The organism is Streptomyces sp. WMMB 714 (assembly GCF_900090125.1).
GTDB lineage: Bacteria > Actinomycetota > Actinomycetes > Streptomycetales > Streptomycetaceae > Streptomyces > Streptomyces daqingensis.
In genome coordinates this window covers 305,253-330,532 of record NZ_FMHJ01000008.1, presented here as the reverse complement: position 1 = coordinate 330,532, position 25,280 = coordinate 305,253, and the positions used below count along the sequence as shown (strand labels likewise).

The window sequence follows — 25,280 nt, the reverse complement described above, 5'->3', positions numbered from 1 at the left end:
TCGCTCAGCCGCCGCTGCCGTACGGACGGGTGATGATCTCCATGAAGTGCCCGTCGGGATCGGCCCAGTAGACCCCTCGGCCGCCGTCGTTGCGGTTGATCTCGTTGACGCGCCGCCGGTGGGGGTCCGCGTAGTAGGTGAGTCCGGCCTCCTTGATCCGGCCGAAGATCGCGTCGAACTCCTCCTCCGAGACGAGGAACGCGTAGTGCTGCGGCGTGACGGGCTCGTCGCCGGCGTCCATGTAGTCGAGGGCCACGCCGTTCGCGGTGACGACGGGCAGGAACGGTCCGTACTGCGGCTGCACTTCGAGTCCGAGCAGTGAGGCGGTGAAGTCCGCCGAGGCCCTCTTGTCGGTGGCGGCGACGATGGTGTGGTTGAGCTGTACGGCCATGCTGTCTCCTCCGGGGCGGTCCGGGGCCGCTGCCCGGGCGGCAGCGGCGCAGTGCCCCTCGCGCACGTCAACGGGGACGGTGCGGGCCCGGATTCCCCGGCCGCACGCCGTCTTCGGGCGTAGGTCCGCGGTCGGGGGAGGGGTGTCGGACCGGAGGCTGAGGCGCCGGCGTGCCCGCGGCGGGACCGGTGCCGGGACCGAGCGCGTCGAGGGCTTCCAGCAGCGCGGGCCCGGCGTGTGCGCGGGTCCACCGCACGGCCTCCGCCCCGGGGGCGCGCGGCACCGTCTCCACGAGCATGATCAGGTAGAGGTAGCAGCGGTAGAGGGCGAGGCGGGTGAGGACGGCCTCGTCGCCCAGGTCGGGCCCGCCGCCGGCGGCGGCACGGTAGCCGGCCATCAGGTCCGGGTCGTTCTCCGCCCGGCCGAAGAGCTGGAGGGACGGGAAGTCGGCCAGCGGGTCGCCCCAGAACATCCGCTCGCCGTCGACTATCCCGCTCACGTGCCGGCTGCCGCGTGCGCCGTCGAGCAGGACGTTGCCCTCCCACAGGTCGAAGTGCACCGGCACCGGGCGGTGCACGTGTTCGAGCGCGGGCAGGGCCCGGTCGAGGCACGTGCGCAGCGCCGGGACGGGCAGGGGAAGCGGGGCCGCGTACCGTTCGGCGTCCTCCAGCAGTGCGCGGAGCATCGCTGTGAACACGTCCCGCCAGCCGGCCGGGGGGAGGCCTGCGGGCGGCGGTTGTGCCGGATATCCGAACCGCGGCCCCCGGACGGTGTGGACGCGGGCGATCATCCCGCCGAGGGACCTGCGCAGCGCCGAGCGTTCCCCGCCGGTCAAGCCGCCGGACACCTCGCTCCAGGCGGTGCCCGGGCGCTGCGTCATCAGCAGGGCCGCGCGGGCCGCTCCGTCCGGGGCCGTCGCTCCGTCCGTCCCGGAGTGCACGACGCGGGGCACGGGCACTCCCCCGCAGCGGGCGGCGGCCCGGTAGTAGGCGGCCTCGCCTTCCAGCAGCCGCTGCTCGTACCGCAGGCGCGGGCCGCACTCCGGCGGCGCCGTCTTGAGGACGAGGCAGGTGCCGTCCGTGGTGCGCACCCGGTGAAGGGTGTTGTAGGAGCCGCCGGTCATCGGCTCCAGCGAGACGACGCCGTCCGGGTCGACGCCCGCGCCGCGCAGGAAGCGCGCGGCCTCTTCGAGTTCAGCGCGGTCCGCACCCCCGGGTGTTCGTACCACTGCCTGCTCGCCCCCATGCGTCTGCTCGCCCCCTGTGCCTGCTCGTCGTCCCGGCGTCCGGCCGTGGGCCATGGGCCATGGGCGCGGACCGCCTCGCCGAGCGACAGGAGCGACAGGTTAGCGCCCCGCCGGGGCCGGAGGTCCGTGCTCGCACAGGGGCCTGCGCAGGGTGCGCACAGGGAGGAGCCGGGCGTGCGGCTGCGAGCCGCACGCCCGGCTCCGGGGGAGGGGGCGGAGGGGCGACGGGAAGGGGCCGGCCGGGAGACGGAGGGCTCAACTCCCGCACCGGCGAGCCCGGTTCACGGGGCGGCCCGGTTCACGCGCGGGCCGCCCCGTTCACATCTGCTGCGACTGGATGTTCGTGCGGGGCAGCAGCGGTACGAGCGTGTCCCAGCGCTTCATCTCGCAGCCGTTCTCCCGGTTGAAGTGGGCGTTCACGCGCTTCCCCGCCCACCAGCCGCGGACGTGCGCGCTGACCGGGCCGCCGTACTGCATGGTGCAGCGCGTGCCGCTGCCGACGGGGGCGAAGGGGTCCTTGCCCCAGGTCGTCAGCTCGTCCAGCCCGTCGCACGCCGCTTCGGCGCGCGGGTGGTCGCCGGACGTGGGGTGGCAGTAGAGCTCGAAGGTGCCGTCGGTGGCGGCGCGGCCGGAGTCGGCGACGGTGACGGTGAGGTGGTCGGCGGGACGGTGCTCCGCGGCGCCCGGGACTGCCTGGGCGAGTGCCTGCGGGGCGACGGTCAGAGCGGCGGCGGCAGCAGCGGTCGCGGTGACGGCGAGACGGCGGAGGTGCATGGAGACTCCCTGGACGCGGTGACGGGCGGGACGGGCACGGACTGGTTGCGAGCGGGGCCTTACGGCAGTCTTTTGGCCCGCCAACGCCGGACAGGGGGGACGCGTCGCGCACCGAACGGCACATTGACTCGAACGAGCTATCCCGCACCGCAGACGGAGGGCCCGCCTCCCCGGCGGCTCGCCCGGTGACACGTGCGCCCGTGCGCGGACCCGCGTGTGCACCCGCGCTGCCCGTGCGCGGGCACACCGGGGCGTTGGTTCACGCGGGTCCGCTGCCGCTGCCGTGGTCCTCCGGGTCCGTGTGCGGCCGTCCGGGCTCGCGGCCGCCGTCCGCGCCGTGCCGGTCCGCGTCGTGCCCGTCCGCGTCGCCGCCGCTCCGGGAAGCGCGGCCCGGCAGCACGGTGACCCCCGCGAGCGGGGCCGGTTCGAGCGTCAGGCCCCTCGGCTGCGGCCGCCGGCCGGGTTCGCCCGCGGCCGTGTCCCCGGACGCCCGTTCCGCTTCGTCGGGCGGCACGGGTTCGGCTGCCCCGTCGGTCAGCAGCCGCAGCCGTCCCGAGTGCGCGCCGGGGACGGTCCTGCCCTGGCGGCTCCACTCGTTCGCGAGCCGGGCGTAGATCGGCTCCAGCCAGTAGGCGCCCGTCAGCTCCGCGAACTGGGTGGAGGGGCCGGTGAGTTCGTCGCGCTGCGCGTCGCGGACGAGGATGAATGACGTGTTTCCCATGCCGGGGCAACAGCGGCCGGCGACGGCGGGACACCGTCTGGGCGGCCTCTTCACCGCGACGAGGGCCCGCGTTCGATCACGCGCGGGTCACACCCTGCCCGGCACCGGCCCGCTGTTCGATCCGGCACCTCGCGGGCGGCCCGGCGGTGACCGCCCCCGCAGGCCGTCCTGGTGGAGTCAGCGCCGGGGAAGGACCCTGTCGACGACTGTCTCCACCAGCTCGTCCACCTCGCCGTCGGAGAGCATCCCGGGCAGCGTGAACTGCTCCAGCAGCAGCCCTGTCATCGCCAGGTAGAGGACGAGCACGGTGTCCGCGTCGCCGGGTAGCCCGGCTTCGAGGTGCACGCGCACGTTCTCGGCGAGGTCGGCACGGACGGTGCGGGTGAGTTCGCTCCGCAGCGCGGGTCTGCGCGTCGCTTCGAGGCGCAGTTCGAGCATCGCCAGGTAGCCGGTGCGCTCCTCGGCCATGCGGCGCACCAGCCACCGCATCAGCTCCGCGACGAGTTCGCGGTGCGGCGGCGCCGAGCCCAGGGCACGGGCGACCTCGGCGGGATCCGGGGTCATCCGTACCCGGATGCGGCCGCCGGCCTGGGTGAGCAGGTCGTCCCTGGAGGTGAAGTAGTTGGACGCGGTGCCGGCGGGGACGTCCGCCTCGGCGTCGACGGCCCGGAAGGTCAGACCGCGGGCGCCCTCGCGTGCCAGGACCTCGATCGCGGCGTCGACGAGTGCCGTCCTGCGCCGCGGGTTGCTGACCATGCGCGTCCGCCTCCCTCGGGTGTGCGTCCTCGACGCGACGCGTCGAACGTCTCGCGCTCACGCCTCGGGCTCCATGTGCCTTGCGCCCGCGACGCCCTGATCCGCAGAAGCCCTGCGCCGAAAACACCTTGCGGGGACCACTACAGGCGAAGCACTCTAGCCGTAGTGGTTCTGTTCGCGCAGCCCGCGCAGGGAGCCCCACGCCCACGACCGAGGGAGTCGCCTTGCGAAAACTGACCTACTTCGCCGCCGTGTCCGTCGACGGCTTCATCGGCGCCCCCGGAGGGGAGGCGGGCTTCTTCACCGACTACGTGGACGAGGAGTACTTCGAGTTCCTCAAGGCGGAGTTCCCGGAGACGCTGCCCACCGGCGGGCGCCGCGCGCTCGGCCTGGACGACCTGGAGAACAAGGAGTTCGACACGGTGATCCAGGGCCGCGCGAGCTACGACCTGGCGCTGGCGGAGGGCGTCACGAGCCCGTACGCGCACATGCGTCAGCTCGTCGCCTCGCGCAGCATCGGGACGTCGCCCGACCCCTCGGTGGAGATCGTCTCCGGCGACCTGGCGGAGAGGGTCCGCGCGCTCAAGCGGGAGGACGGGATGGGCGTGTACCTGTGCGGGGGCTCCGACATCGCGGGCCAGTTGCTCGACGAGATCGACGAACTCGTGCTGAAGACCTACCCGCTGGTGCTCGGCTCCGGAATGCCCATGTTCGGCTCGGAGTTCCGGCTCACGGAGTTCGTGCCCGAGTCCGTCCGCATGTTCGGCAACGGCGTGCTCGTCCGCAGGTACAGCCGGAAGCGGTGAGCGTCCGGTGCGGCCGGCGCGGCGGCGCCCCGCTCAGTGGATCTGGCGCCGCACCAGGGCGTGGAACTGCCCCGCGGTGTCGGCCAGCAGCTCGGCGGGCGTGCCCTGCTGCACGACGCGTCCCGCCGACATCACGAGCACCCTGTCCGCGTCCATCACCGTCGACAGGCGGTGGGCGATGACGATGCGCGTCGCCCGGAGCTTGCGTGTGCTCTCGCTGACGATGCGCTGCGTCTCGTTGTCGAGCGCGCTGGTGGCCTCGTCGAAGTAGAGGATGCGCGGCCGCCGTATGAGGGCCTGGGCGATCATCAGACGCTGCCGCTGCCCGCCGGAGATGGCGGCCCCGCCGTCGGAGAGGACGGTGTGCATGCCCATCGGCATGCGCTTGATGTCCTCCGCCAGCCCCGCCATCTCGGCGGCCTCCCACGCCTCCTCGTGGGAGTAGATCTCCGCTCCGCAGATGGAGTCGAGGATCGAGCCGACGAACGGCTGCGCGTTCTGCAGCACCACACCGCACTGCCGCCGGACCGCGGACTGGTCGAGGGCGGCGAGGTCCTGCCCGTCGTAGAGGACGCTGCCGGACACGGGCTTCTCGAAGCCGATGAGGAGCCGCAGCAGCGTCGACTTTCCGCAGCCGCTCGCGCCGACGACCGCGACGAACTCGCCCGGCTCGACGCGGAACGAGACGTCGTCGAGCGTCAGCGGCCCGTCGTCGCTGTAGCGGAACGAGAGCTGCCTGGCCTCGACGGCGCCGGAGAGCGCGCCGGGCTGGGCGCTGCCGCCGCGCACCTCGGTGGGTTCGTGCAGCACCGGTCTGACCTTCTCGAACATCGGCAGCGCCGAGGCGGCGGAGATCAGCGAGTTGGTCAGCTGCGTCACCGACGTCAGCATCATCGTCACGGCGGTGTTGAACGTGAGGAAGCCCGCGGCGGAGAGGCTGCCCCGGGCCGGGCCCGCCAGCAGCATGAACATGATGAGCGAACAGAGCGGCAGGTAGACCGAGTTGAGCACCGTCGTCCAGTTCTTGATCCGGCCGACGCGCTGCTGCAGCTCCCTGCTGCGGGCGAACTCCCGTGCCCAGGCCGCGTAGGCGAAGCTCTCCGCCGCCGCGACGCGCAGCTTCGGCAGACCGCGCAGCGTCTGGAACGCCTGGTTGTTGAGCTTGTTGTTGAGGTCGACGAGCCGGCTCTGCCAGCGCAGCTGCCACACGCCCATGCCGAAGAACGCACCCGCGATGACGATCAGCAGGGCCGCCGCCATCAGCGCCAGCGGCACGCTGTAGAAGAGCAGCAGCACCAGGTTCATCGTGCCGACGGTGCACGCCTGCACGGCGATCGGCCCGACACCGGACATCACGCGCCGCATGGTGCTGATGCCCATGGCTGCGCTCGCCAGCTCGCCGGTGGAGCGTTCGGCGAAGAACTTGGTCGGCAGCCGCAGCAGCCGGTCCCACACGGCGGGCTGGAGGGCGGCTTCGACGCGGCCCTCCATGCGCAGGATCGAGATGTTCTGCAGCAGCATGAACGCGGCGGACACGAGGCTGCTGAGCACGATCGCCAGTGAGACCTGGGTGATGAGGGACGTCTCCGCGTTGGGCACGTACTCGCCCAGCACCTGGCCCGTCGCGATGGGCACCAGCGCGCCCAGGCCGACGGCGACCAGGCCGCCCAGCGCCAGGTTCCGCACGTCCATACGGGTGCCGCGGAGAGTGAAGCGGAGCAACTGCCAGGCGTTGAGGGGTTCTTCGGGCAGCGGCCGGTAGAACATCACGGCACGCGGCTCGAACCGGCCCGCCGTGGACCGGCCGGTCCTGACGCGCTCGCCGGAGGCGTCCACCGCCTCGTACCGGCCGCGGCGCCACAGCAGGGCCACCGGAGCGCCGCTGCCCGAGCGGTGCCCCACCAGCGGGCCCGCGTTCCGCCGCCACCAGCGGCCGTCCAGTTTGACGACCCGGGTACGCACCCGCGAGGCGAGCGCGATGCGCTCCACGGGGTTCGTGCGGTCGCTCAGCGAACTGCTCTCCTCCGGGGCGGAGAGCTCGATCCCGGCGGCACCGGCGGCGAGCCGGGCGACGGTGAGAGTGTCGTCGTCCGTGGCGCGGGCGGCTTCGGCCGCGCCCTTCCCCGTGGTGTCGATGGAGGCCAGCAGCGCCTGGTCGGCCTGGGCACGCACCGCCTCGCCGGCCTCGATGCCGGCGGCCGTACGGTCCTCGTGGGCGCGCTCCAGCCGCTCGATCCAGCGGTCCAGGGCGGAGAGCAGCCGGAACTGCTGGTCCACCATGCGCTGCCAGGCCCGGCCGTCGACCAGGAGCTGCGACGCGGCCTCCTGGCTGAAGACGGCGCCGTACTGCACGCTCCCCGGCTCCAGCCGCATCCACTGGATCTCGTCGTCGTCCGTGCCCCCGGTGACGCCGGGGTGCCCGGCCTCAGGCGTCACCTCGCCGTCCAGGGGCGCCTCGTGCAGTACGCGGAGGCCGCGCCCGACGCCCAGCGCGAAGGCCGTGTCGAGCGCGGACGGGGACGCGGCGCCCCCGCCGTATCCGGCGGCGCCGTAGGGGGCCCCGTACGCGGACGTCGCGCCGTACGCGCCGTACGCGTCGTGTTCGGGCGTGAACAGCTCCCGCAACTCGATGCGGCGCAGGCCGCATTCGCGCAGCGGTCTGCCGACGAGGGTGTGCTCCGGGCCTTCGACGGGCCCGAGCAGCAGGGTGCCCGCCTCCAGCCGGCCGAGGAAGTGCCAGTGCCCCTGCGCGGCGGCGTCGACGGCGAACAGGTCCATCGCCCCGGCCGTCACCAGCCAGAGCACGTGCGGGCCTTCGAGGGGCATGCTGCGCCGGCCGTCGCTGCCCGCCGGTTCGCCGAGCGTGCCGAACGCGTCGACGACGGGATCGGACGCGGCGGAGCCGGGTGCCGTGGCCGCGGGCTCCGCGGTGGCTGCGGCGGCGGAGCCGTACGCCGCGGACGGCGGGGCGGCGGACGGCGTGGCCTCGCCGCCCGCGTGCGGCACTTCGGCGCGGGCCGCCGTCTCCCGTGAGCCGTCGGCGTACGTTGCGGCGCCGTTCCCGTGCTCGTACGTCCCGGCGCCGTCGTACGGCGCCTCCCCGTACGCCCCCGGGCCGTAGCCGGCGGTGCTCTGCTCTCCGGGGCCGTGCGCGGATGCCACCTCAGTGCTCCTTGACCAGCTCGGCATACTGGCCGCCGGCCGCGACCAGCTCCTCGTGGCGGCCGCGTTCGACGACTGTTCCGTGGTCGAGTACCACGATCTCGTCGCTGTCGCGGACGGTGCTCAGCCGGTGCGCGATGACGACGCAGGCGCAGCCGCGGCGCCGGAGGTTGTCGATGATGACCTGCTCGGTCCGGGCGTCGAGCGCGCTGGTCACCTCGTCGAGGACGAGGATGCTGGGCCTGCGCACCAGCGCCCGCGCGATCTCCAGACGCTGGCGCTGACCCCCGGAGAGGTTGCGCCCGTCCTGCTCGACGCGGCAGCGGATGCCGCCGGGCCGCCGGGCGAAGTCCTCGTACACGGCGGCGTCCTGAAGGGCGGCGGTGACGGCCTCGTCGGGGATCGACGGGTCCCACAGCGCGACGTTGTCGCGGACGGTGCCCTCGAAGAGGAAGACGTCCTGGTCGACGAAGGAGACGGAGGCGGCCAGCGAGCTGCGGGGTATGTCCTCGAGACGCTGCCCGTCGATGCGTATGACGCCTTCCCACGGGCTGTAGAGGCCCGAGATGAGCCGCGAGATGGTGGACTTGCCGCTCCCCGAACCGCCGACGAGAGCGACCTGGCGGCCCGGGCTGACGGAGAGTGAGAACTCCGTCAGCAGCGGCTTGTCGAGGGGGCTGTAGCCGAACGTGATGTTCTCCAGCGACACATGGCCCTTGAGGCGGCGGGTGCTCGCTGCCGGAGCGCGGCGCGAATAGAGCGAGTCGACCGGGAAGTTCTCCACGTCCTTCAGCCTCGCCACGTCGGCGGCGAAGTCCTGGATGCGGCCCGCGACGCCGTTGAGGCGCGTGATGGGTGCGGTGAAGCGCGTCACCAGTGCCTGGAACGCCACGAGCAGGCCGATCGAGATGTGGCCCTCGACCGCCCGCATGCCGCCGATCAGCAGGATCATCGCGCTGTTCAGCGTGGCCAGCGTGGGGGCGACCACGGCGAGGGCCGCGCTCGGCACGCCCAGCTTCTGCTGCTCCTCCAGCGTGGTGGCGTGCTGCCCGGCCCAGCGGCGGAAGTAGCCGTTCTCGCCGCCCGTGGCCTTCATGGTCTCGATCAGCTGGAGGCCGGTGTAGGAGGTGTTGGTCAGGCGGGCGGTGTCGGCCCGCAGCTTCTGCGTGCCGGTGGCCCGCAGGCGTATCACCACGCGCATCGCGACGAGGTTCAGCAGGGCGATGAGCACGCCGATCAGGGTCAGTTGCGGGTCGTACGTCCACAGCAGCACCGCGTAGAGCACCACGACGACGGCGTCCACGCCGGCGGCGGCCAGGTCCCGCGCCAGGGTCTCCGCGACGGTGTCGTTGGACTGCAGCCGCTGCACGAGGTCCGCGGGGCTGCGCTGCGCGAAGAACGTGACCGGGAGTCTCAGCAGGTGGCGGAAGAAGCGGGCGCTGCTGAGTGTGGAGGAGATGATGCGCCCGCGCAGCAGGTTCGCCTGCTGCAGGCCCGTCAGCACCGCCGTCAGCAGCACCATGGCGCCCATGGAGGCGAACAGCACGCTCAGCAGCGACGTCTCGTTCCCGATCAGGAACATGTCGATGTACGTGCGGCTCAGCGCGGGCACGGCCGCGCCGACGGCGACGAGCAGCAGGGACGCGAGCAGCGCGGCCAGCATCGTGCCCGTCGTGCCGCGCAACCGGGCCGGCATGGCGCTCAGGAAGCCGGGCCGCCTGCCGCCGGGCCGGAAGTCGTCACCCGGTTCGAAGGTCAGCACGACGCCCGTGAAGCTGGTGTCGAACTCCTCCAGCGGCACGAACCGGCGCCCCTTGTCGGGGTCGTTGATGAACACGCCTCGCCGGCCGAAGCGCCGCCCCATGCCGTCGTAGACGACGTAGTGGTTGAACTCCCAGAAGAGCACGGCCGGTGCCGCGACCGCCGCGAGCGCCGCGGGCTCCATCTGCATGCCCTTGGCCTCCAGGCCGTAACTGCGGGCCGCCTTCAGCAGGTTGCTGGCCCGTGACCCGTCGCGGGAGACGCCGCAGGCGATGCGCAGCTCCTCCAGGGGCACGTGGCGTCCGTAGTGCCCGAGCACCATCGCCAGCGCCGCGGCGCCGCACTCCACCGCCTCCATCTGCAGCACGGTGGGGCTGCGGACGGCCTTGAACTCGGGTTTCGGGACAGGCGCGGGACCCGCGGGCGCGCCTTTGCCCGTACGGTGCCTGCCGCCGCCCTTTCCTTCGGGGCGGTGCCTGCCGCGGCCCGGTGGCGGGAGCCCCGGCTGCCCGTCCTCCGCGGTCCTCCGCGGGGCGGTCACGGGAGGAGCCAGTCGACGGGACGCTGGGCCGGCTGGTGCACGGCGGCGTCGGTCATGGTCATGGAGTCCAGTGCGTAGGGCGGGCCCTCGTCGGAGGACCACCTGTAACCCGACTCGGTGCCGCTCGCGCGCTCCAGCTGCACCATCACCGCCACCGGCTGACCCTCCTTGGAGAACTCCTCGGCGAGCTGCGCGTTCCCGAGGAACCCGGTGAGCTGCTGCCGCGTCTGCGGGGCCCTGCCGACGGCCTTCACCCTGCCGCGCAGCACGCCGTACTTCTCGGTGGGCGCGGACTGCACGGTCAGGTCGACCCGCGAATTGACGCGTACGCTCGCGCCGTTGTGCCCGGGGACGTAGACCATCGCCACGAGGGGCTCGTCGGTGGACTCGATCCGCTCGACCGTGGCGACGTCCTTGCCGGTGGTGACGACGGTGCCGATCTTCGCCGTCAGTGTCGTCATCCTCCCGGCCGCGACCGTGCGCACGGCGCGGAAACCGCGCTCCGTACGGACCTTCAGCACGGGAGCGCCTGCGCGCAGCATCGTGCCCTCCTCGGCGAGGACCTGCGTGACCTGGCCGGAGACGGGGCTCTGGAGGACGTAACTGCCCTGGGAGTGGGTGAGGATGCCGGGCGCGTGCAGCTTGCCCGACACCTTGCCCGTGACGGCCCAGTAGCCCGCGCCGGCCATGACGAGCACGGTCACGAGCAGCACGAGCCACCCCTGCGGCCGCGCGAAGCGCACGGGCAGGTCGAGTTCCTCGGGGGACTGCAGCTTGGAAAACGCCTTCTGCCGGAACTGCACGGGGCTATTCCCTCAACTGCGTTCGTTGCTTTCGGGCACGACGCTTCCTTCGGTGGCGTCTCCATATCGACGCCGGGACGAATGACAGGGCGGCCGGACGGGCGCCGGAGAGACGAGTGGCGGGAGAGGTGATACCCACTCGCGGCAGTGGCTGACAGAAGAATTGACAGCGTCTGCCAAAGGCACGGCAATACACGGGCATTGCCGGGGCACGGCCGGTCCGGGACGCATCCGTGAGCCCCGGAACGGAATGGTTCCGGGGCTCACGGTCACCCCACTGGGATTCCGATGCGCCGGGTGTGCAGGGTTCCGCGCCGATCAGCACGGCCTGCTCCGCCGCTCGGTGGCAGGGATCGCCTCAGAGGCCGGCGAGACCCGTGACCTGGGAGGTGTCGATGCCGGTGGCGCCGGAGACGGTGCCGTTGACGGTGGCGACGGTCTCCGAAACCGGGGCGACGGAGTCGGCGGTGCTGACGGCGGTGCCGACGACCGCGCCGAGAACGCCACCGGAAACGTTGTCCAGGTCGTTGTCGGAAATCTCGCGGGTCTCAACCTGGGGCGTGAAGTCCATGAGGAGCTTCCCTTCGCTTGCTCTGGATGTTCTCTCAATAGCATCGGCCGGCTCGGGGAAAGCCGTCCGGCCGTACGAGCGGTCGTCTGATGCCCGACAACGGGAACCATTCGTTCAACTTCCGCGTCTGGGCCGATCAAAGCACGCGCCAGCGCTGCCGGGCCACTCGTTCGTGCGCCGGTTCGGCGCAGATCCGGGCACGTTGTTTCTTCCAAGTGCAGTACCGTCCACGAATTCGTGGCGAACTCTTCACTTGCCGCTCCTCGCGTGCCGGGGCCGGAACTCCGTGCGTGCGCTGCCAATTGGACATTCCCGCACCAAGTCGACCGCCTTCCGGGTGTGCGCGGACGGGCTCACGGGGCCATGTGCCTCCCGTACGAACCAGTTGTGCAGGTTCGCTGAAATCGGCTCCGCTGTACGGCACTTCCCGCCGTCAACCCGCTCTGACCTGCTGATCCACCGCGTGGAAGCGGCAGTTCGGGTGCGGTGACAGGAGGTGACCGGGAGAGTCCGCACCGAAGTCCGCGCTTCCTTAAGGGCGCCTAAGGGCCGCTAAGGGCGAAATGGCTTGTTCAAATGGTGAGACGAGGCAGATGAATTCATGCGCGCATTTGCACGCCGCTTTACACGGCGCCCTCGTTCCGTCAACTCCCGCACCGGGAGGCGCGCTTGCTCCGGCCTCGGCGAGCGGGCGGGATCCATGCCGGGCCGAACCCGCGGGGTGAGGAGGAGAGGTGACGGCTCGTCGGGCGCCGGTGTGTGCGTGGGCGGGGGCGATGGGGGTGGCTGGCTGGTGGGAACGCGCGGAGATCCGGTGCGCGTGCCGAGGGCGTGCCCTGCTTGTGCCCGGGGTGGAGATGGAGGTGTGGACGGAGGTGTGCGCGGATCATCGGTTTTACGGTCAAACGTCGCGGATATCGAGAAACCGTGACGATGCATCATCCGTTTCGTTATTGAAGTGCCAGGCTGGTCGTGGGCTTCTTCCCCCACGTTGGCAACCGAGGCCCCGGGATCCGTCCCGGGGCCTCGGGCCGTGCCAGGGGGGCCGGGGGCCGCGCGGCCCCCGGTGGCGGTCCGCTTTCGGCTCGAAATCGTCGGCGCACGCGCCTACTTGGAAAGCGATTGTTCTGTCATGCTCATGCATTGCCCGGTCCGACCGCCGGACCGGCGTCCCCCCACGGAGGTATGAAATGCGTCGAAGACTCACTTCGGGTCTGGTCGTTTCATCCGCGGCACTCCTCGCCGTCATGGGCTCCGCGACGACCGCCGTCGCCGACCCCGCGGACAAGCCTCAGGTTCTCTCCAGCTGGACGCAGACCAGCGCCTCGAGCCAGAACGCATTCCTCGCCGCCCGGGCGAACCAGGGCAACTGGGCCGCCTACAACTTCGACTGGTCGACGGACGTCTGCTCCTCGTCACCGGACAACCCGTTCGGCTTCCCCTTCGAGAACGGCTGCATCCGGCACGACTTCGGCTACCGCAACTACAAGGCGCAGGGCACCTTCGAGGCCAACAAGGCCCGTGTCGACAGCGCCTTCTACGAGGACCTCAAGCGCGTCTGCGCCGGCTACAGCGGCGCCACGAAGGCCTCCTGCGACGCACTCGCGTGGACCTACTACCAGGCGGTGAAGGTGCTGGGCTTCGAGAAGGCCAGCCCGGTCGGCTGATCCCGCGCCCGGCCCGGTCCCGGCGCACGACCACGCCCGCAGCGCGTGCAGGAAGCGCGGGGCGCCCTCGACGGGCGCCCCGCGCTTCCATGCGTCTACGGCTTCGCACGACCGGTCCTCGCACGACCGGCGCCCTCGTTCAACCGGTCCTCGTTCAACCGGTCCTCGCCACGACCGTCGTCCTCGCCCGGCGGTCAGAGCACGGAGCACCGCCGCGCAAGCAGCGCGCAAGGGCAGGGCATCACGCTGCCACAGCCCCAGTCCCCGCCCCAGCCCTTGCCCCTGCCGGACGCGCACCGCGGAGAGCGACATGCCCCAGAAGACGACGACCCCGTACGACCCCGGTGTCCGGGGAGCCGTCGTCGAGGTGCCCGGCGCACCGGTCACCAAGGGCTGGACCGCGCGCTACGCGCTCGCCAGCACCGGCATGTGGCTCGCCTTCCTCACTCCGGCGCAGGTGCAGATCGCCCGTCAGGCCGAGGTGTTCTCGCCTGACGGCAAGGAGGCCCTGCTGGGGCTGGCCACCGGGGTGGGCGCGGCGGTGACGGCGGTGGCGGTCCCCGCTTTCGGAGCCGTCAGCGACAGGACACGCTCCCGCTTCGGGCGCCGCAGGCCGTGGGTGGCGCTGGGGAGCCTGCTGGCGGCGGTGGGGATCCTGCTGCTGGCCACCGCGACCGGGGCGGTGACGATGGTCTGCGGATGGGCGGTGGCCCAACTCGGGCTGTCCGCCGTGCAGGCGGGGCTGGTCGCCGCCATCCCGGACCGGGTGCCGAAGCCGCAGCTGGGCACGGTCGCGGGGTGGGCCGGGATGACGCAGATGCTGGGGGCCCTGCTGGGGACGGTGCTGGTCAACCAGCTCGTCACCGGCCTCGTCGCCGGATACGCGGCCTGTGCCGTGGTCGCCGTCGTCTCCGTCGTGCCGTTCCTCGCGGGGCACCGCGAGCAGGACACCCGCGGAGCGGAGGCCGCTCCGGCCCGCCCCGCCACGGCCGCCCCCGCCCCGCCGGCCGGCGGCCCGGTGAGCGGACCCCGGAAGTCCGGACGTCCGCTGCTCTCCCGGCCCGCCTCCGTGCCGCGCGACCTGCTGTGGACGTGGGTGAGCAGGTTCCTCGTCGTCCTGGGCTTCGCGCTGATCACGCAGTACCTCCTGTACTACCTGACGGACGCGTTGCGGGTGGACGAGCCCCAGGAGGCGATGCTCACGGTCACCGCAGCGACGGTGCTGTGCGCCATGGCGGCGGCGCTGATCGCGGGCCGCTGGTCCGACAGGGCCGGCCGCAGGCGCGTGTTCGTCGCCGCGGGCGGCGCCGCGATGGGCCTGGGCGCCCTCGGTCTGGCGCTGCTGCCGAGCTGGCCCGTCACCGTCGGTGCGGCGATCGCCGTCGGCACGGGCTTCGGCACGTTCCTCGCCGTCGACCTGGCCGTCATCGCCTCCGTACTGCCGTCGGCGGCCGACACGGGCCGCGACCTGGGAATCTTCGCCATCGCCACGGCGACGCCGCAGGTCCTGGCGCCCGTCCTGGCGGTTCCCGTGCTCGCCGTCGCCGGCTACGGCGGCCTGTACGTGCTGACGGCCGTCGTCAGTGCCGCGGGAGGCGCCGCCGTACTGCTGGTGCGCTCCGTCAGGTAGACGCCGCCGCACCGGAGAGACACCTCCGTGGGCCGCCGTCCGTTCGCGGCGGCCCACGGGGAGCCTCAGACGCTGTCGGCCAGCTCCATCCGGCCCTGCATGCGGGCGCAGCTGGCACAGCAGTAGTAGCGCCCCTCGGCCTGCAGTCCGTGCCCCAGGATGCGGCACCCGCAGTTCTCGCAGATGGGCGCCATCTTCTGTGCGGCGCATTCGAAGCTGTCGAAGACGTGCACGGCACCGGCCGCGCGGACTTCGAAGGTCTCGGCGTAGTCGTTTCCGCAGACTTCACATACGGCCATCTCGGCTCCTCGGTGGCGTGAAGGAAAGCGTGAAGGAAAGGAAGGGACGTGGTGACGTGGTGACTTCGTGAGGTGGAAGAGGCTGACTGACTGCTCTTCACGGGTCTTTCGCGGTGCGCCGGTGCCGGACCTGTTCGCGTCCTCTCTCGTCCTGGTGACCGCCGCCCGGGGCGGGACGGTGCCCGGGCCGCGCCGTCAGTAGTCCGCCGACAGGGCCTCGACGAGTTCGCCGGTCGTGGCGTTCGGCAGCGTGCGGGCCACGTCCGCGACCGCCACCATGCCGACGAGCCGGTGTCCGTCGATCACCGGCAGACGGCGCACCTTGTGGCGGCTCATGGTGGCGAGCACCTCGTCGGTGGTGTCGTCGGCGCCGATCGTGACGGCCTCCCTCTGGTTGAGGTCGCCGGCGGGGAAGGCCCCGGGATCGCGGCCCTGGCCGAGCACCTTCACGACGATGTCCCGGTCCGTGACCACGCCCTTGAGCTTGTCGTCCTTGCCGCAGATCGGCAGGGCGCCCAGGCCGGTCCTCGTCATTATTCGGGCGGCGTCGGCGGCGGTCTGATCCGTCTTCACACACTCGGCGCCGGGGCTCATCACATCGCGTGCGGTAGTCATGGATCGCTCCTGACGGCATACGTTCGCGGCATTGCTGTGCCCGCCCCCGCTCCTGGAGGAGCACGGACGGCCCGGAGCCGGGTAGCACGCGGCGGTCGCCTTCAAACCTGACCCCGCGCACGGCCGGGAGCCGCACCGCTCCGCACACGCGGCGGTGCCCTGCCCCGTGGTCTTCCACGGGGCAGGGCACCGTCGTGCGCGGCCGGGCCGGAGGGACGCGCTCGCGCCCTTCCGGTCAGGGGCCGATCGTCACTCGACGATCTTGATGCGGTCCGCCTTCGGCGGGGCCAGCGGGCCGGACTCCGAGGAGTGCTCCGCGAAGTAGGCCTCCAGGGCCTCCAGGTCGGACGCGCCGACGAGCTTGTCCTTGGCCTCCTTGAAGATCGGGAAGCCGTCGCCGCCGCCCGCGAGGAACTCGTTCATCGCGACGTGGTACGTCTCGCCCGCCTCGATGGCCTTGCCGTCCAGCTTCACCGAGTCCGTGACGATGCGGTCCTTGCCGGACTTCGTCATGTCGAGGGTGTAGGTGAAGCCCTCGGAGGGCTGGAGGATCTTGGGCTCGGCTTCGTTGTCCCCGCTGACCTGCTGCTGGAGAGCGGTGATCAGCTGCTCGCCGGTGAGGTCGATGGTCGTCATCATGTTGGTGAAGGGCTGCACGGTGAAGCCCTCGCCGTACGTCACGACGCCGTCGCCCTCCTTGCCGGAGGCGGCGTGGGTGAGGTCGGAGCGGATGCCGCCGGGGTTCATCAGCGCGAGCTGCGCGCCGCCGTTCTCCTCCGTCGCCATGGCCTCGAGCTGCGCGTCCGCCACGAGGTCGCCCAGCGGCGACTCGGGCGTCGTGGCGCCGCGTCCCGGGATGTCGTCGGAGATGTAGCCGATGGGCCTGTTCGCCACGGGCTCCGCGAGCTTGCTCCACTTCTTGATGAGGGCCGTCATGTCCTTGGCCTTGGCCTGCTCACGGCTCACGACGTGGTTGGCGGACTTCACGCCCGTCCGCACGATGTCGCCGGTCTTCCGGTCGTAGGTGAGCGTGGTGTCCGTGTAGAGCTTGCCGAACGACGAGGCCGAGGTGACCGTGCGCGGGTTGCCCGCCGGGTCGGGGACGGTGCAGGCGTACGCCTGGTGCGTGTGGCCGGTGACGAGCGCGTCGACCTTCGGGGTGATGCCCTTGGCGATGTCGGTGATGGGGCCGGAGATGCCGTCGCCGGGACCGGGGCTGTCGCAGTCGTAGTTGTACTCGGGCTTCTTCGGGGTGCCGCCCTCGTGGATGAGCGCGACGACCGACTTGACGCCCTTCTTCTCCAGCTCCTTGGCGTACTTGTTGACCGTCTTGATCTCGTCGTGGAACTTCAGGCCCTTGACGCCCTCTTCGGTGACGATGTCGGGGGTGCCCTCCAGCGTGACCCCGATGAAGCCGATCTTGACGCCCTTCTTCTTCCACACCGTGTACGGCTTGAGGATGGGGCGCTTCGTCTTCTCGTCCGTCACGTTCGCCGCGAGGTACGGGAAGTCGGAACCCTCGAACTTCTCGCCCTCCTCGGAGCAGCCGTCCTCCGGGTGGCAGCCGCCGTCCTGCATGCGCTTGAGCTCTTCGCGGCCCTCGTCGAACTCGTGGTTGCCGACGCCCGCGACGTCCAGCTTCGCCTTGTTCAGCGCGTCGATGGTGGGCTCGTCGTGGAAGAGGCCGGACACGAGCGGGCTGGCGCCGATCAGGTCGCCGGCGGCCGCGGTGACGCTGTAGTCCTGGCCCTTGCGCGCCTTGCGCAGCGACGTCGCCAGGTACTCGGCACCGCCTGCCGGGATCTTCTCGACCGTGCCGTCCTCCTTCTCGCGCGTCACCTCGCCCGAGGAGCCGGCGGGGGGTTCGAGGTTGCCGTGCAAGTCGTTGAAGGAGAGCAGCTGCACGTCGACGGTGCGGCCGGCCTTGCCCTTGCCCTGTGCGGTTTCGCCGCTCTCCGCGCCGGCGGGAAGAGCCGCCGCGAGGACGCCGGCGGCAGCCACGGCTGCCACGCCTGCCGCCAACAGATTCCGGCGTCTGCTGCGTTGAGGTTTCGCTGACATCGAGGTTCTCCTTCTGGGACTGAGCGGGCCGACGGCAGCCTATTGTCAACGCGCGTAGTCACGCAGGGGTCTTGCGGTAACGACAATGTTGCGGCACGGGAAGCGGGGGAGGCCGTGCGGGGGACGGAGAATGCCGCGTCGGCCGCCCCGTATGTCCGCGACCTACGGAACGCCGGCCGTCGGACGGTGCCAAGATGGTTGTGCCGAGGGCCAGTTGACAGTTCGAGCCGGGAGCCGGGGGGCTCGGCCGCAGCACCGGGGAGGGCACAGTGAGCGGTGGCAGAGGGGACCAGGACGGGTACGGAACGGCCGAAGACGTCCATCTCAGGATCGATACCGGCAAACCCCACACGGCGCGTGTGTGGAACTACTGGCTGGGCGGCAGGGACAACTACGAAGTCGACCGCGAGGCGGGCGACCAGATCCGCGCGCTCCACCCGGGCATCGGCGAATACGCGCGCGCGGACCGCCGCTTCCTCCGCGAAGCCGTCACCTACCTGGCCCGCGAGGCGGGCATCCGGCAGTTCCTCGACATCGGCACGGGCCTGCCCACGGCCGACAACACGCACGAAGTCGCTCAGCGCGCCGCACCGGGGAGCCGGGTCGTCTACGTCGACAACGACCCGATCGTCCTCGCCCACGCCCAGGCGCTGCTCACCGGGACGGGGAAGGGCAGCACCCAGTACCTCGACTGCGACCTGCGCGACGTCGGCACGATCCTCGAACGGGCGGCTGCGACGCTGGACTTCGGCGAACCCGTCGGGCTGATCCTGCTGGGCGTCGTCATCTTCATCGAGGACGACGAGGAAGCGCACGGCATCGTGCGGCAACTGCTCGACGCCCTGCCCTCCGGCAGCCATCTCGTGCTCTCCCACACCATCTCGTCCCCCGGGATGCCCGACGTCGACGACGCCGTCGCCTTCTGGAACGCCAACGGCACCCCGAAGCTCACGCAGCGCACGCCCGAGCAGATCGAGCGGTACTTCGACGGGCTCGAACTCCTGGAACCCGGTGTCGTCTCCTGCTCGCGCTGGCAGCCGGGCAGCAGCCTCGGCGTCCCGGACGTGGCGATGTTCGGCGGCGTCGGCCGGAAGCCGTGAGCGCGGGCGGGGAGGGCCGCCGGACCGAGGGGGGCGTGGACGGGGACGGCGGCTGCGCCGGCCGGGGCGGGCCGGGCACCCGTGCCTGGGTGGACGGGATGCTGCCGCCCGGCGCGCGTGTCACCGCCGTCGACCGGCTCAAGGGCGGCTGGACGTCCGAGATGCGGCGGCTGCTCGTCGAGGGCGGGCCCGGCACGGACGGGGGCGTCACCCGGCTCGTACTGCGGTCGTTCCACAAGCCCTTCTTCGTGCGGCACGCCGAAGGGCTGCTGAACCGCGAAGCGGACGTGCTGCGGCTGCTGAGGGACACGGACGTGCCGGCGGCCTCGCTCGTCGCCGTCGACGCCACCGCGGCGGAGTGCGACCACCCGTCGCTGCTGATGTCCTGCCTGCCCGGGCGCATCCGGCTGGACGGGCGGGACGCCGAGCGCCGGTCGAGGCTCCTGGCCCGCCAACTGGCCGCCGTCCACGCGCTGTCCGTGCCGGATCACGCCCGTCCCCGCACCTACCAGCCCTGGACCTCGCCCGAGAGGGTCCGCCCGCCCGGCGGCACGAGCCGCCCCGAGCTGTGGCGGCGGGCGGTGCGGATCATCGGCGGCGCCGCCCCGGAGTACCGGGGCTGCTTCCTGCACCGCGACTTCCACCCGGGCAACGTCCTCTTCGAGGGCGACGGCCCCGCGCTCCGCGTCAGCGGCGTCGTGGACTGGGTGGAGACCTCCTACGGGCCGGCGGACCTGGACGTGGCGCACTGCTCGACGGCCCTCGCGCTGCTGCACGGGCCGGAGGCCGGAATGCGCTTCGCCGGCCACTACCTCGACGCGGGGGGCACGCTCGCACCGTCCGCGGAGCATCTGTACTGGCGGCTCCTCGACGCCCTCGCCTTCGCCCCGGACGCGGAGAAGGTCGCGGGCCCGTGGCGCGAGTCGGGGCGCGGGGACCTGACCCCGGGCGTGCTCGCGCGGAGGCTGGACGACTACGTCGGGGCGCTCTTCGCCGCCTACGGCTGAGGCGGTGTGCGCGGCGGCGTGCGAGCGGACGCCTGCGCGGCCACGTCCGCGTACGGGGCGTGCGACGGCCGGCGGTGGTGCGGGTGCTACGGCACCCCTGAGGCCCTGCCCTCCGCTTCACGCACCGTCAGCCGCGGGACACGGGCGGGTGGCGGACTGGGCCGTTCGGCTCTGAGCCCCGGCGGCACACATCTGCGCGCCATATACGTGGGTTTGTCGACTTTCTCCGGGAGAGAGCGAGACCCCCATGACCGCGCACATACGCAAGGCCGCACTGCTCGCCGCCACGACGACCCTGCTCGGTACCCTCGCGGGCTGCGGCAGCCCCGGCCGGAACCCCCACCCGCAGGACCAGCGCCGCACGGAGCATGGCAGCCAGGACGCAGCCGCACGGAGCACGCCGTCCCGCGGCGGAGCGCAGAAGCCGTTCACCCTCCTCGCCACCGGCGACATCCTGTCCCACGACTCGGTCATACGGCAGGCCCGCGCGGACGCCGGCGGCTCCGGCTACGACTTCCGCGAGATGCTGTCGGGCGCCAAGCCCCTCGCGTCCGAGGCCGACCTCGCGATATGCCACATGGAGACCGTCTACGGCGCCTCCGGCGGGCCGTTCACCGGCTACCCCGCCTTCAGGACGCCGCCGGAAGTGGCGGGGGCGATCAAGGACACCGGCTACGACAGCTGCTCGTCGGCGTCGAACCACACCATGGACGACGGCTTCGGGGGAGTGAGACGCACCATCGAGGCCATGGACGAGGCGGGCCTGAAGCACGCCGGTTCCGCCCGGTCCGAGCGGCAGCGCCACCGTCCGACCCTCATGAAGGCGGGCGGCGCGACCGTCGCCCAACTCGCCTACACCTACGGCACGAACGGGCTGCCCGTGCCGAAGAACAAGCCCTGGGCGGTCAACCTGATCGACCCGGCGCGCATCATCGCCGACGCCCGCGCGGCACGCCGGGCCGGTGCGGACGTCGTGGTGGCGAGCCTGCACTGGGGGACCGAGTGGCAGGAGGCGCCCGACCGGCAGCAGAAGACACTCGCCAAGCAGCTGACGGCCTCCCGCCACGACGGACGCAAGGACATCGACCTCATCATCGGCACGCACGCGCACGTGCCGCAGGCGTACGAGAAGGTCAACGGCACCTGGGTCGTGTACGGAATGGGCGACCAGCTCGCCGGGAAGATGAACGACCCGCGCGGAGCGATGAGTTCTGCGGCGCGCTTCACCTTCGTACCGCCGAAGGGCGGGGGTTCCCGCAAGTCCGGCGGGACGGGGGAGGCGCTGGAGGGGAAGGTGCCTCTCGAAGCGAAACCCGGCAAGGGGAGGCGCGGCGCGGACGACGGGCGGCCCGGCCGCGACGGCGAATGGACGGTGAAGAAGGCCGAGTTCGTGCCTCTCTTCGTGCAGACCTCCCCGCGGATCAGCGTGGTCGATCTGAGCTCGCCTGCCGCACGCGCGGGCGGCGCGGGACGGGCCGAGGCGTACGAGAAGATCAAGAAGACCGTGCTGAGCCGGGGCGCCGCGAAGCAGGGCCTGCGCATGGGGCGCTGAGCGGCGCGGCGCCGCCGGACGCACGGGACGCGGGTTCCGGCCGCCGCCCGACCTCTCCGGGGGCGGCGGCCGTCCCCGTGCCGTCCGGCCCGCCCTGCCGTGCGCCGGGCCGCGGCGCAGGTGGCCCGCATTCCCGACGGGTGTGCGGCGACGGCGAGTCGGACGCGGTTGCGGCCGGCGCCGTAGGGGCGTTCCACGGATATTCGCCCGTCCGCGGCTGTTCGACCCGTCTCTGCGAACGGCTCCCGGCTCACCTTCCGCTGCCGCGCAGACTGCCGCGCCGGGTGCGCCGACGCTCTTCGGTGTATCGCTGAACACCACCGTATGGATTCGCCTACGGATCTCCGGCGGTCACGTACTTCTCCTTCGTCTGCGCCGTGCCGTGCCTCTTTCCTGCCCGTGCGCGAACGGTGGCGCCTGGCCTTCGCCTTCCGGGAGTCCGCGCGGAGTGCGGCAAACAAAAAAACCGGCCCGGTGGTACTTGATCCGGAGTGCGTGCGCGCTATTCCGTGATCCGAAGTGCCGTGCCGCGGTCCGCCCTCCCGTGAATTCCGCCGCCGGCCCCGGCGGTCCACCGCGCAGTCGGATTGCGGCCATGGTGCGGCCCGCGGCCGCCAGGGCGGGAACGGGTATTTGAAACCGTTTTCCCATATCTGTGATGCCCGTTCTGCGCGGTGATTCCAGACTTGATGGTCATCTCCTGAACACCGTGTTCCGCCCGCTTCGCCGTACGGGCCGAGTGGAAGCACGTACGGGGAAAAACCTTTGTGCGCTGGAAACTCTTCCGGGGGGACCGTCAACTTCCGCTTTTTGGCGCAGAGTTGCCGTTATGGCTTCTACACTGACGCGGCGTCAGCCCGTCATACCGCGTCGTCGATAAGTGAAAGCTGCGGTCAAATTTGAGTACCCAATCAATCGCCGAGCGACCAGGGCCCAGCAAGCGGAACGTGTGGCCCATTGCGCTGGTATTCGCGGGGGCGGCGTTCGCCGCGCAGATCGCCTGCTGGTGGGCGCGCTCCCCCGCGGTGATGGCCGGCGGAACCGTGGCCACGCTCGGGCTGCTGGTCTGCCTGCCGCACCTGTGGCGCAGGCACCGCGAAGACGTGGACCGCGCCGCGGGGGCCGAGGCGCAGGCCGAGCAGATACGCCGCGCCGCCGAATCCCGGCTCGGCAGCGAGCGGGCCCACATGAACGAGCAGTGGCAGTCGTGGAGGCAGAGCCAGCTCGAGGCGTTCCACGAGTCGGTGGAGATCTGGTGCCACGACCTGCGCACCGTGCTGACGGAGCGGCGCAGGCCCGAGGTCGCGCTGCCGAGGCTGAGCCCGCAGACCGCCGAGCTGCTCGGCCGTGCGCTCGAAGAGGTCGACGAGGAACTGGTGGACGTCCAGGACGCCTGCGAGCACGCCGTCGTCTTCCTGGCCCAGCGTCTCCAGGCGGGCGGTCTGCAGATCCAGGAGAGGACGAGCGCCCTCATGGGCAGGCCGGAGCCCGGGCTGCCCGAACTCGGCATGGAGATCGACCACTTGGCGACGACGTTCGCCCACCATGCCCAGAGCCTGCGCATCCTCGGCGGTTCGTGGACCGGCCAGCAGTGGCAGCAGACCGTCCCCCTCACGGATGTCGTACGCGCCGCCGGCGGCCAGATCACCGACTACCGGCGCGTGGTCATCGGCGGCGAACCCGACCTGGGCGTACGGGACTTCGCAGCCGAGTGGCTGATCCACCTCGTGGCGGAGCTGCTCGGCAACGCGACGATGTACAGCCCCAGCACGAAGGAGGTGACCGCGACGCTGGAGGCGGTGCCCTCCGGAGCGGTCATCCAGATCGACGACCGCGGGACGGGCATGACGGAGGCCCGGCTCCAGCGGGCCCTCGAACTCGTCGCCGGAGAACGCGACATCACCCTGCGCGACCTGCAGACGCCGCAGGTCGGACTCGCCGTCGTCGGCAACATCGCACGCCGGCTGAAGCTCCGCGTGAGCCTGGGCCGTTCGCCGTACGGAGGCATCCGCGCCGTCGTACTGGTCCCGATGGACCTGCTCGAAGCCATCGACCCCGTGGACACGATGCCGCTCCCCGAGGGAGTGGTGCGGGAGGCGGAACCGCTGGTGACCGAGGCGGAAGAGGAACACGCCGCGGCGCCCGCCCCGGTGCCGGACCCCGCTCCGCGGCGGGAGGTCGCGCAGCGGGCCGCGGCGGCGCCGTCCGGGGGCGCCGGCGAACTCCCGCGCCGCGTGCCCGTCGAGGAGGGAACCGCGGCCGGGCTTCCCCGCCGCCGCTCGCCGCGGCACACGCGTCCCGCCGCCGTCGCCGGGCCGCAGGAGCACGGCGCCGCCACCGAAGACGACCCCGACGCCGCAGCCTCCTTCATGAGCACCTTCGTGCTCGGGGGACGCACCGGCGACGAATCCGACCCGCCCATGGGAGAGAACGACTGATGAGTCAGGAAGCAGCCGCGCACGACCAGTCCTGGATGCTCAGTGACGTGGCTGATGTCCCCGGCGTCCAGCATGCGGTGGTACTCAGCGCCGACGGCCTGGTCAGGGCGCGGACCAGCGGCCTCGGCGCCGACGACGCCGACACGCTCGCCGCCGCGGCCGCCGGTCTGCAGTCGCTCGGCACGAGCCTCGCCGGCCGGTTCGGCGAGGGGGGCACCAAGCAGCACATGATCGAGTGGAAGGGCGGCTTCCTCTTCCTGCGGGCCGCGGGGGACGGGTCGAGGCTCGCGGTGATCACCAGCAGCAGGGTCGACCCCGGCGTGATCGCCTCCCAGATGGTGCTGCAGGTGCAGCGGTTCGGCGAGCATCAGGCCACTCCGCCGAGGAGGCAGTCAATACCGTGACCGAGCCGGGAAGAGGACCTGTCCGGCCCTACGTCCTGACACATGGACGCGCTCGCCCCCGCCGCCGCCTGGCGGTGGAGACGCTGCTGGAGGCCGTCGGCGCCGGGAAGACCGAACTCCCCGTCACCGCCGCCCGGCAGGAGCAGATGCTGTGGCGTCTGTGCAGGCACCGGCTGTCCGTCGCGGAGGCCGCCGCCCACCTGGCCCTGCCGGTCAGCGTGGTGATGATCCTCGCCTGCGACCTGATCGACGCCGGCTACGTGACGACGCGGTCCTCGGCTCCCCAGGCGCACCTTCCCGACGTGCACATACTCCAAGAGGTGTTGGATGGACTCCGCAGACAACTCAGCGCGTGAACCGCGCTATCTGGCCTCCACGGTCGACCAGGCGCTGAAGATCCTCGTCGTCGGCGCGTTCGGGGTCGGCAAGACCACGCTCGTCGGGAGCGTCAGCGAGATCGACCCGCTGCGCACCGAGGAGACGATCACCCAGGCCAGCAGCGGTGTCGACGACCTCTCCGGCGTGGCGGAGAAGACCTCCACCACCGTGGCGATGGACTTCGGGCGCATCACGCTCAACTCCCGCATGGTGCTCTACCTGTTCGGCGCTCCGGGCCAGCGGCGCTTCTGGGACCTGTGGGAGGGCCTCGTCATCGGGGCGATCGGGCTGCTCGTCCTCGTCGACACCCGCCGTATCGAGGAGAGCTTCGACATCCTCGACCAACTCGACCTGCGCGGGCTGCCGTTCGCCGTCGCCGTCAACTGCTTCCCCGATTCCGTCCGCTACGAAGACGCGGACCTGCGGGACGCCCTGGACCTGCTTCCCGAGACTCCGCTGGTCCACCTGGACGCCCGCAGCCACGAGTCGTCGACGCGGGCCCTGCTCGCCCTCGTCGAGTACGCCGCCCGTCTCAAGGCACAGGAGAAGGTCGCTTGACCACCCCAGGCACGCTGGACACCCATCCGGCCCGGACTC

General features: G+C 71.8%; 22 protein-coding genes. 10 read left to right on the top strand and 12 right to left on the bottom strand.

Going from position 1 to position 25,280, the window contains the following annotated elements; all coding sequences use genetic code 11:
- Positions 1-4: 4 nt before the first annotated feature.
- The 5 genes from H181DRAFT_RS17305 to H181DRAFT_RS17285 all read right to left on the bottom strand — a co-directional run bounded on the left by H181DRAFT_RS17305 (position 5) and on the right by H181DRAFT_RS17285 (position 3,888).
- Positions 5-391 carry a VOC family protein gene (locus H181DRAFT_RS17305; RefSeq protein WP_045865363.1) on the bottom strand — a complete coding sequence of 129 codons (387 nt, stop codon included), beginning with the start codon at positions 389-391 and terminating at the stop codon, positions 5-7.
- Positions 392-458: 67 nt separating this feature from the next.
- Positions 459-1,619 (bottom strand): phosphotransferase family protein, encoded by a 1,161-nt coding sequence (locus H181DRAFT_RS17300; protein ID WP_074467909.1) that lies wholly within the window; start codon positions 1,617-1,619, stop codon positions 459-461.
- 336 nt (positions 1,620-1,955) lie between these two features.
- Complete coding sequence (locus H181DRAFT_RS17295) at positions 1,956-2,411, bottom strand: SSI family serine proteinase inhibitor (RefSeq protein ID WP_045865362.1); 456 nt, start codon at positions 2,409-2,411, stop codon at positions 1,956-1,958.
- A gap of 259 nt (positions 2,412-2,670) precedes the next feature.
- Positions 2,671-3,132 carry a hypothetical protein gene (locus H181DRAFT_RS17290; RefSeq protein ID WP_045865361.1) on the bottom strand — a complete coding sequence of 154 codons (462 nt, stop codon included), beginning with the start codon at positions 3,130-3,132 and terminating at the stop codon, positions 2,671-2,673.
- A 177-nt stretch (positions 3,133-3,309) separates the two neighbouring features.
- Positions 3,310-3,888: a TetR/AcrR family transcriptional regulator gene (locus H181DRAFT_RS17285; RefSeq protein WP_045865360.1), complete on the bottom strand. Its 579-nt coding sequence runs from the start codon at positions 3,886-3,888 to the stop codon at positions 3,310-3,312.
- A gap of 224 nt (positions 3,889-4,112) precedes the next feature.
- On the opposite strand from H181DRAFT_RS17285, the gene H181DRAFT_RS17280 reads away from it, so the two are divergent.
- On the top strand, positions 4,113-4,694 hold the full coding sequence (locus tag H181DRAFT_RS17280) for a dihydrofolate reductase family protein (RefSeq protein ID WP_045865359.1): 582 nt from the start codon (positions 4,113-4,115) through the stop codon (positions 4,692-4,694).
- Between the two features lie 33 nt (positions 4,695-4,727).
- Here the strand turns inward: H181DRAFT_RS17280 and H181DRAFT_RS17275 are convergent, their stop codons facing one another.
- From H181DRAFT_RS17275 to H181DRAFT_RS17260, 4 genes are all read right to left on the bottom strand, one after another.
- Positions 4,728-7,856, bottom strand: a complete 3,129-nt coding sequence (locus tag H181DRAFT_RS17275; RefSeq protein WP_254666884.1) for an NHLP bacteriocin export ABC transporter permease/ATPase subunit — start codon at positions 7,854-7,856, stop codon at positions 4,728-4,730.
- Between the two features lies 1 nt (position 7,857).
- Positions 7,858-9,984, bottom strand: a complete 2,127-nt coding sequence (locus tag H181DRAFT_RS17270) for an NHLP family bacteriocin export ABC transporter peptidase/permease/ATPase subunit (RefSeq protein WP_302622646.1) — start codon at positions 9,982-9,984, stop codon at positions 7,858-7,860.
- Between the two features lie 170 nt (positions 9,985-10,154).
- On the bottom strand, positions 10,155-10,961 hold the full coding sequence (locus H181DRAFT_RS17265; protein ID WP_045865358.1) for an HlyD family efflux transporter periplasmic adaptor subunit: 807 nt from the start codon (positions 10,959-10,961) through the stop codon (positions 10,155-10,157).
- Between the two features lie 358 nt (positions 10,962-11,319).
- Positions 11,320-11,532 (bottom strand): hypothetical protein, encoded by a 213-nt coding sequence (locus H181DRAFT_RS17260; protein ID WP_045865357.1) that lies wholly within the window; start codon positions 11,530-11,532, stop codon positions 11,320-11,322.
- A gap of 1,190 nt (positions 11,533-12,722) precedes the next feature.
- On the opposite strand from H181DRAFT_RS17260, the gene H181DRAFT_RS17255 reads away from it, so the two are divergent.
- Both H181DRAFT_RS17255 and H181DRAFT_RS17250 read left to right on the top strand, forming a co-directional pair.
- On the top strand, positions 12,723-13,199 hold the full coding sequence (locus H181DRAFT_RS17255; protein WP_045865356.1) for a phospholipase: 477 nt from the start codon (positions 12,723-12,725) through the stop codon (positions 13,197-13,199).
- Positions 13,200-13,509: 310 nt separating this feature from the next.
- Positions 13,510-14,829, top strand: coding sequence for an MFS transporter (locus H181DRAFT_RS17250; protein WP_045865355.1), 1,320 nt, complete (start codon positions 13,510-13,512; stop codon positions 14,827-14,829).
- Positions 14,830-14,894: 65 nt separating this feature from the next.
- Here H181DRAFT_RS17250 and H181DRAFT_RS17245 read toward each other — a convergent pair whose 3' ends face one another.
- The 3 genes from H181DRAFT_RS17245 to H181DRAFT_RS17235 all read right to left on the bottom strand — a co-directional run bounded on the left by H181DRAFT_RS17245 (position 14,895) and on the right by H181DRAFT_RS17235 (position 17,804).
- A complete protein-coding gene (locus H181DRAFT_RS17245) occupies positions 14,895-15,128 on the bottom strand; it encodes a hypothetical protein (protein WP_045865354.1) in 234 nt (77 codons plus the stop codon).
- Positions 15,129-15,323: 195 nt separating this feature from the next.
- A complete protein-coding gene (locus H181DRAFT_RS17240; protein ID WP_045865353.1) occupies positions 15,324-15,743 on the bottom strand; it encodes a CBS domain-containing protein in 420 nt (139 codons plus the stop codon).
- Between the two features lie 249 nt (positions 15,744-15,992).
- Positions 15,993-17,804 carry a bifunctional metallophosphatase/5'-nucleotidase gene (locus H181DRAFT_RS17235; RefSeq protein WP_045865352.1) on the bottom strand — a complete coding sequence of 604 codons (1,812 nt, stop codon included), beginning with the start codon at positions 17,802-17,804 and terminating at the stop codon, positions 15,993-15,995.
- A 269-nt stretch (positions 17,805-18,073) separates the two neighbouring features.
- Here H181DRAFT_RS17235 and H181DRAFT_RS17230 point away from each other — a divergent pair, with 269 nt between their 5' ends.
- From H181DRAFT_RS17230 to H181DRAFT_RS17200, 7 genes are all read left to right on the top strand, one after another.
- Positions 18,074-18,904, top strand: a complete 831-nt coding sequence (locus H181DRAFT_RS17230) for an SAM-dependent methyltransferase (RefSeq protein WP_045865351.1) — start codon at positions 18,074-18,076, stop codon at positions 18,902-18,904.
- A 98-nt stretch (positions 18,905-19,002) separates the two neighbouring features.
- The gene (locus H181DRAFT_RS17225; RefSeq protein WP_078895807.1) at positions 19,003-19,911 is read left to right on the top strand and encodes a phosphotransferase family protein; all 909 of its coding nucleotides are present in this window, start codon (positions 19,003-19,005) and stop codon (positions 19,909-19,911) included.
- Positions 19,912-20,158: 247 nt separating this feature from the next.
- Entirely contained in the window at positions 20,159-21,463 is a 1,305-nt protein-coding gene (locus H181DRAFT_RS28480; protein ID WP_045865350.1) for a CapA family protein, read from the top strand.
- A gap of 899 nt (positions 21,464-22,362) precedes the next feature.
- Complete coding sequence (locus H181DRAFT_RS17215; protein ID WP_139131715.1) at positions 22,363-23,901, top strand: ATP-binding protein; 1,539 nt, start codon at positions 22,363-22,365, stop codon at positions 23,899-23,901.
- A complete protein-coding gene (locus tag H181DRAFT_RS17210) occupies positions 23,901-24,305 on the top strand; it encodes a roadblock/LC7 domain-containing protein (RefSeq protein ID WP_045865349.1) in 405 nt (134 codons plus the stop codon). Before H181DRAFT_RS17215 ends, H181DRAFT_RS17210 begins: the two co-directional genes overlap by 1 nt.
- Positions 24,302-24,661: a DUF742 domain-containing protein gene (locus H181DRAFT_RS17205; protein ID WP_045865348.1), complete on the top strand. Its 360-nt coding sequence runs from the start codon at positions 24,302-24,304 to the stop codon at positions 24,659-24,661. The genes H181DRAFT_RS17210 and H181DRAFT_RS17205 overlap by 4 nt, the downstream gene beginning before the upstream one ends.
- Entirely contained in the window at positions 24,633-25,241 is a 609-nt protein-coding gene (locus H181DRAFT_RS17200; RefSeq protein ID WP_045865347.1) for a GTP-binding protein, read from the top strand. The genes H181DRAFT_RS17205 and H181DRAFT_RS17200 overlap by 29 nt, the downstream gene beginning before the upstream one ends.
- Positions 25,242-25,280 lie beyond the last annotated feature (39 nt).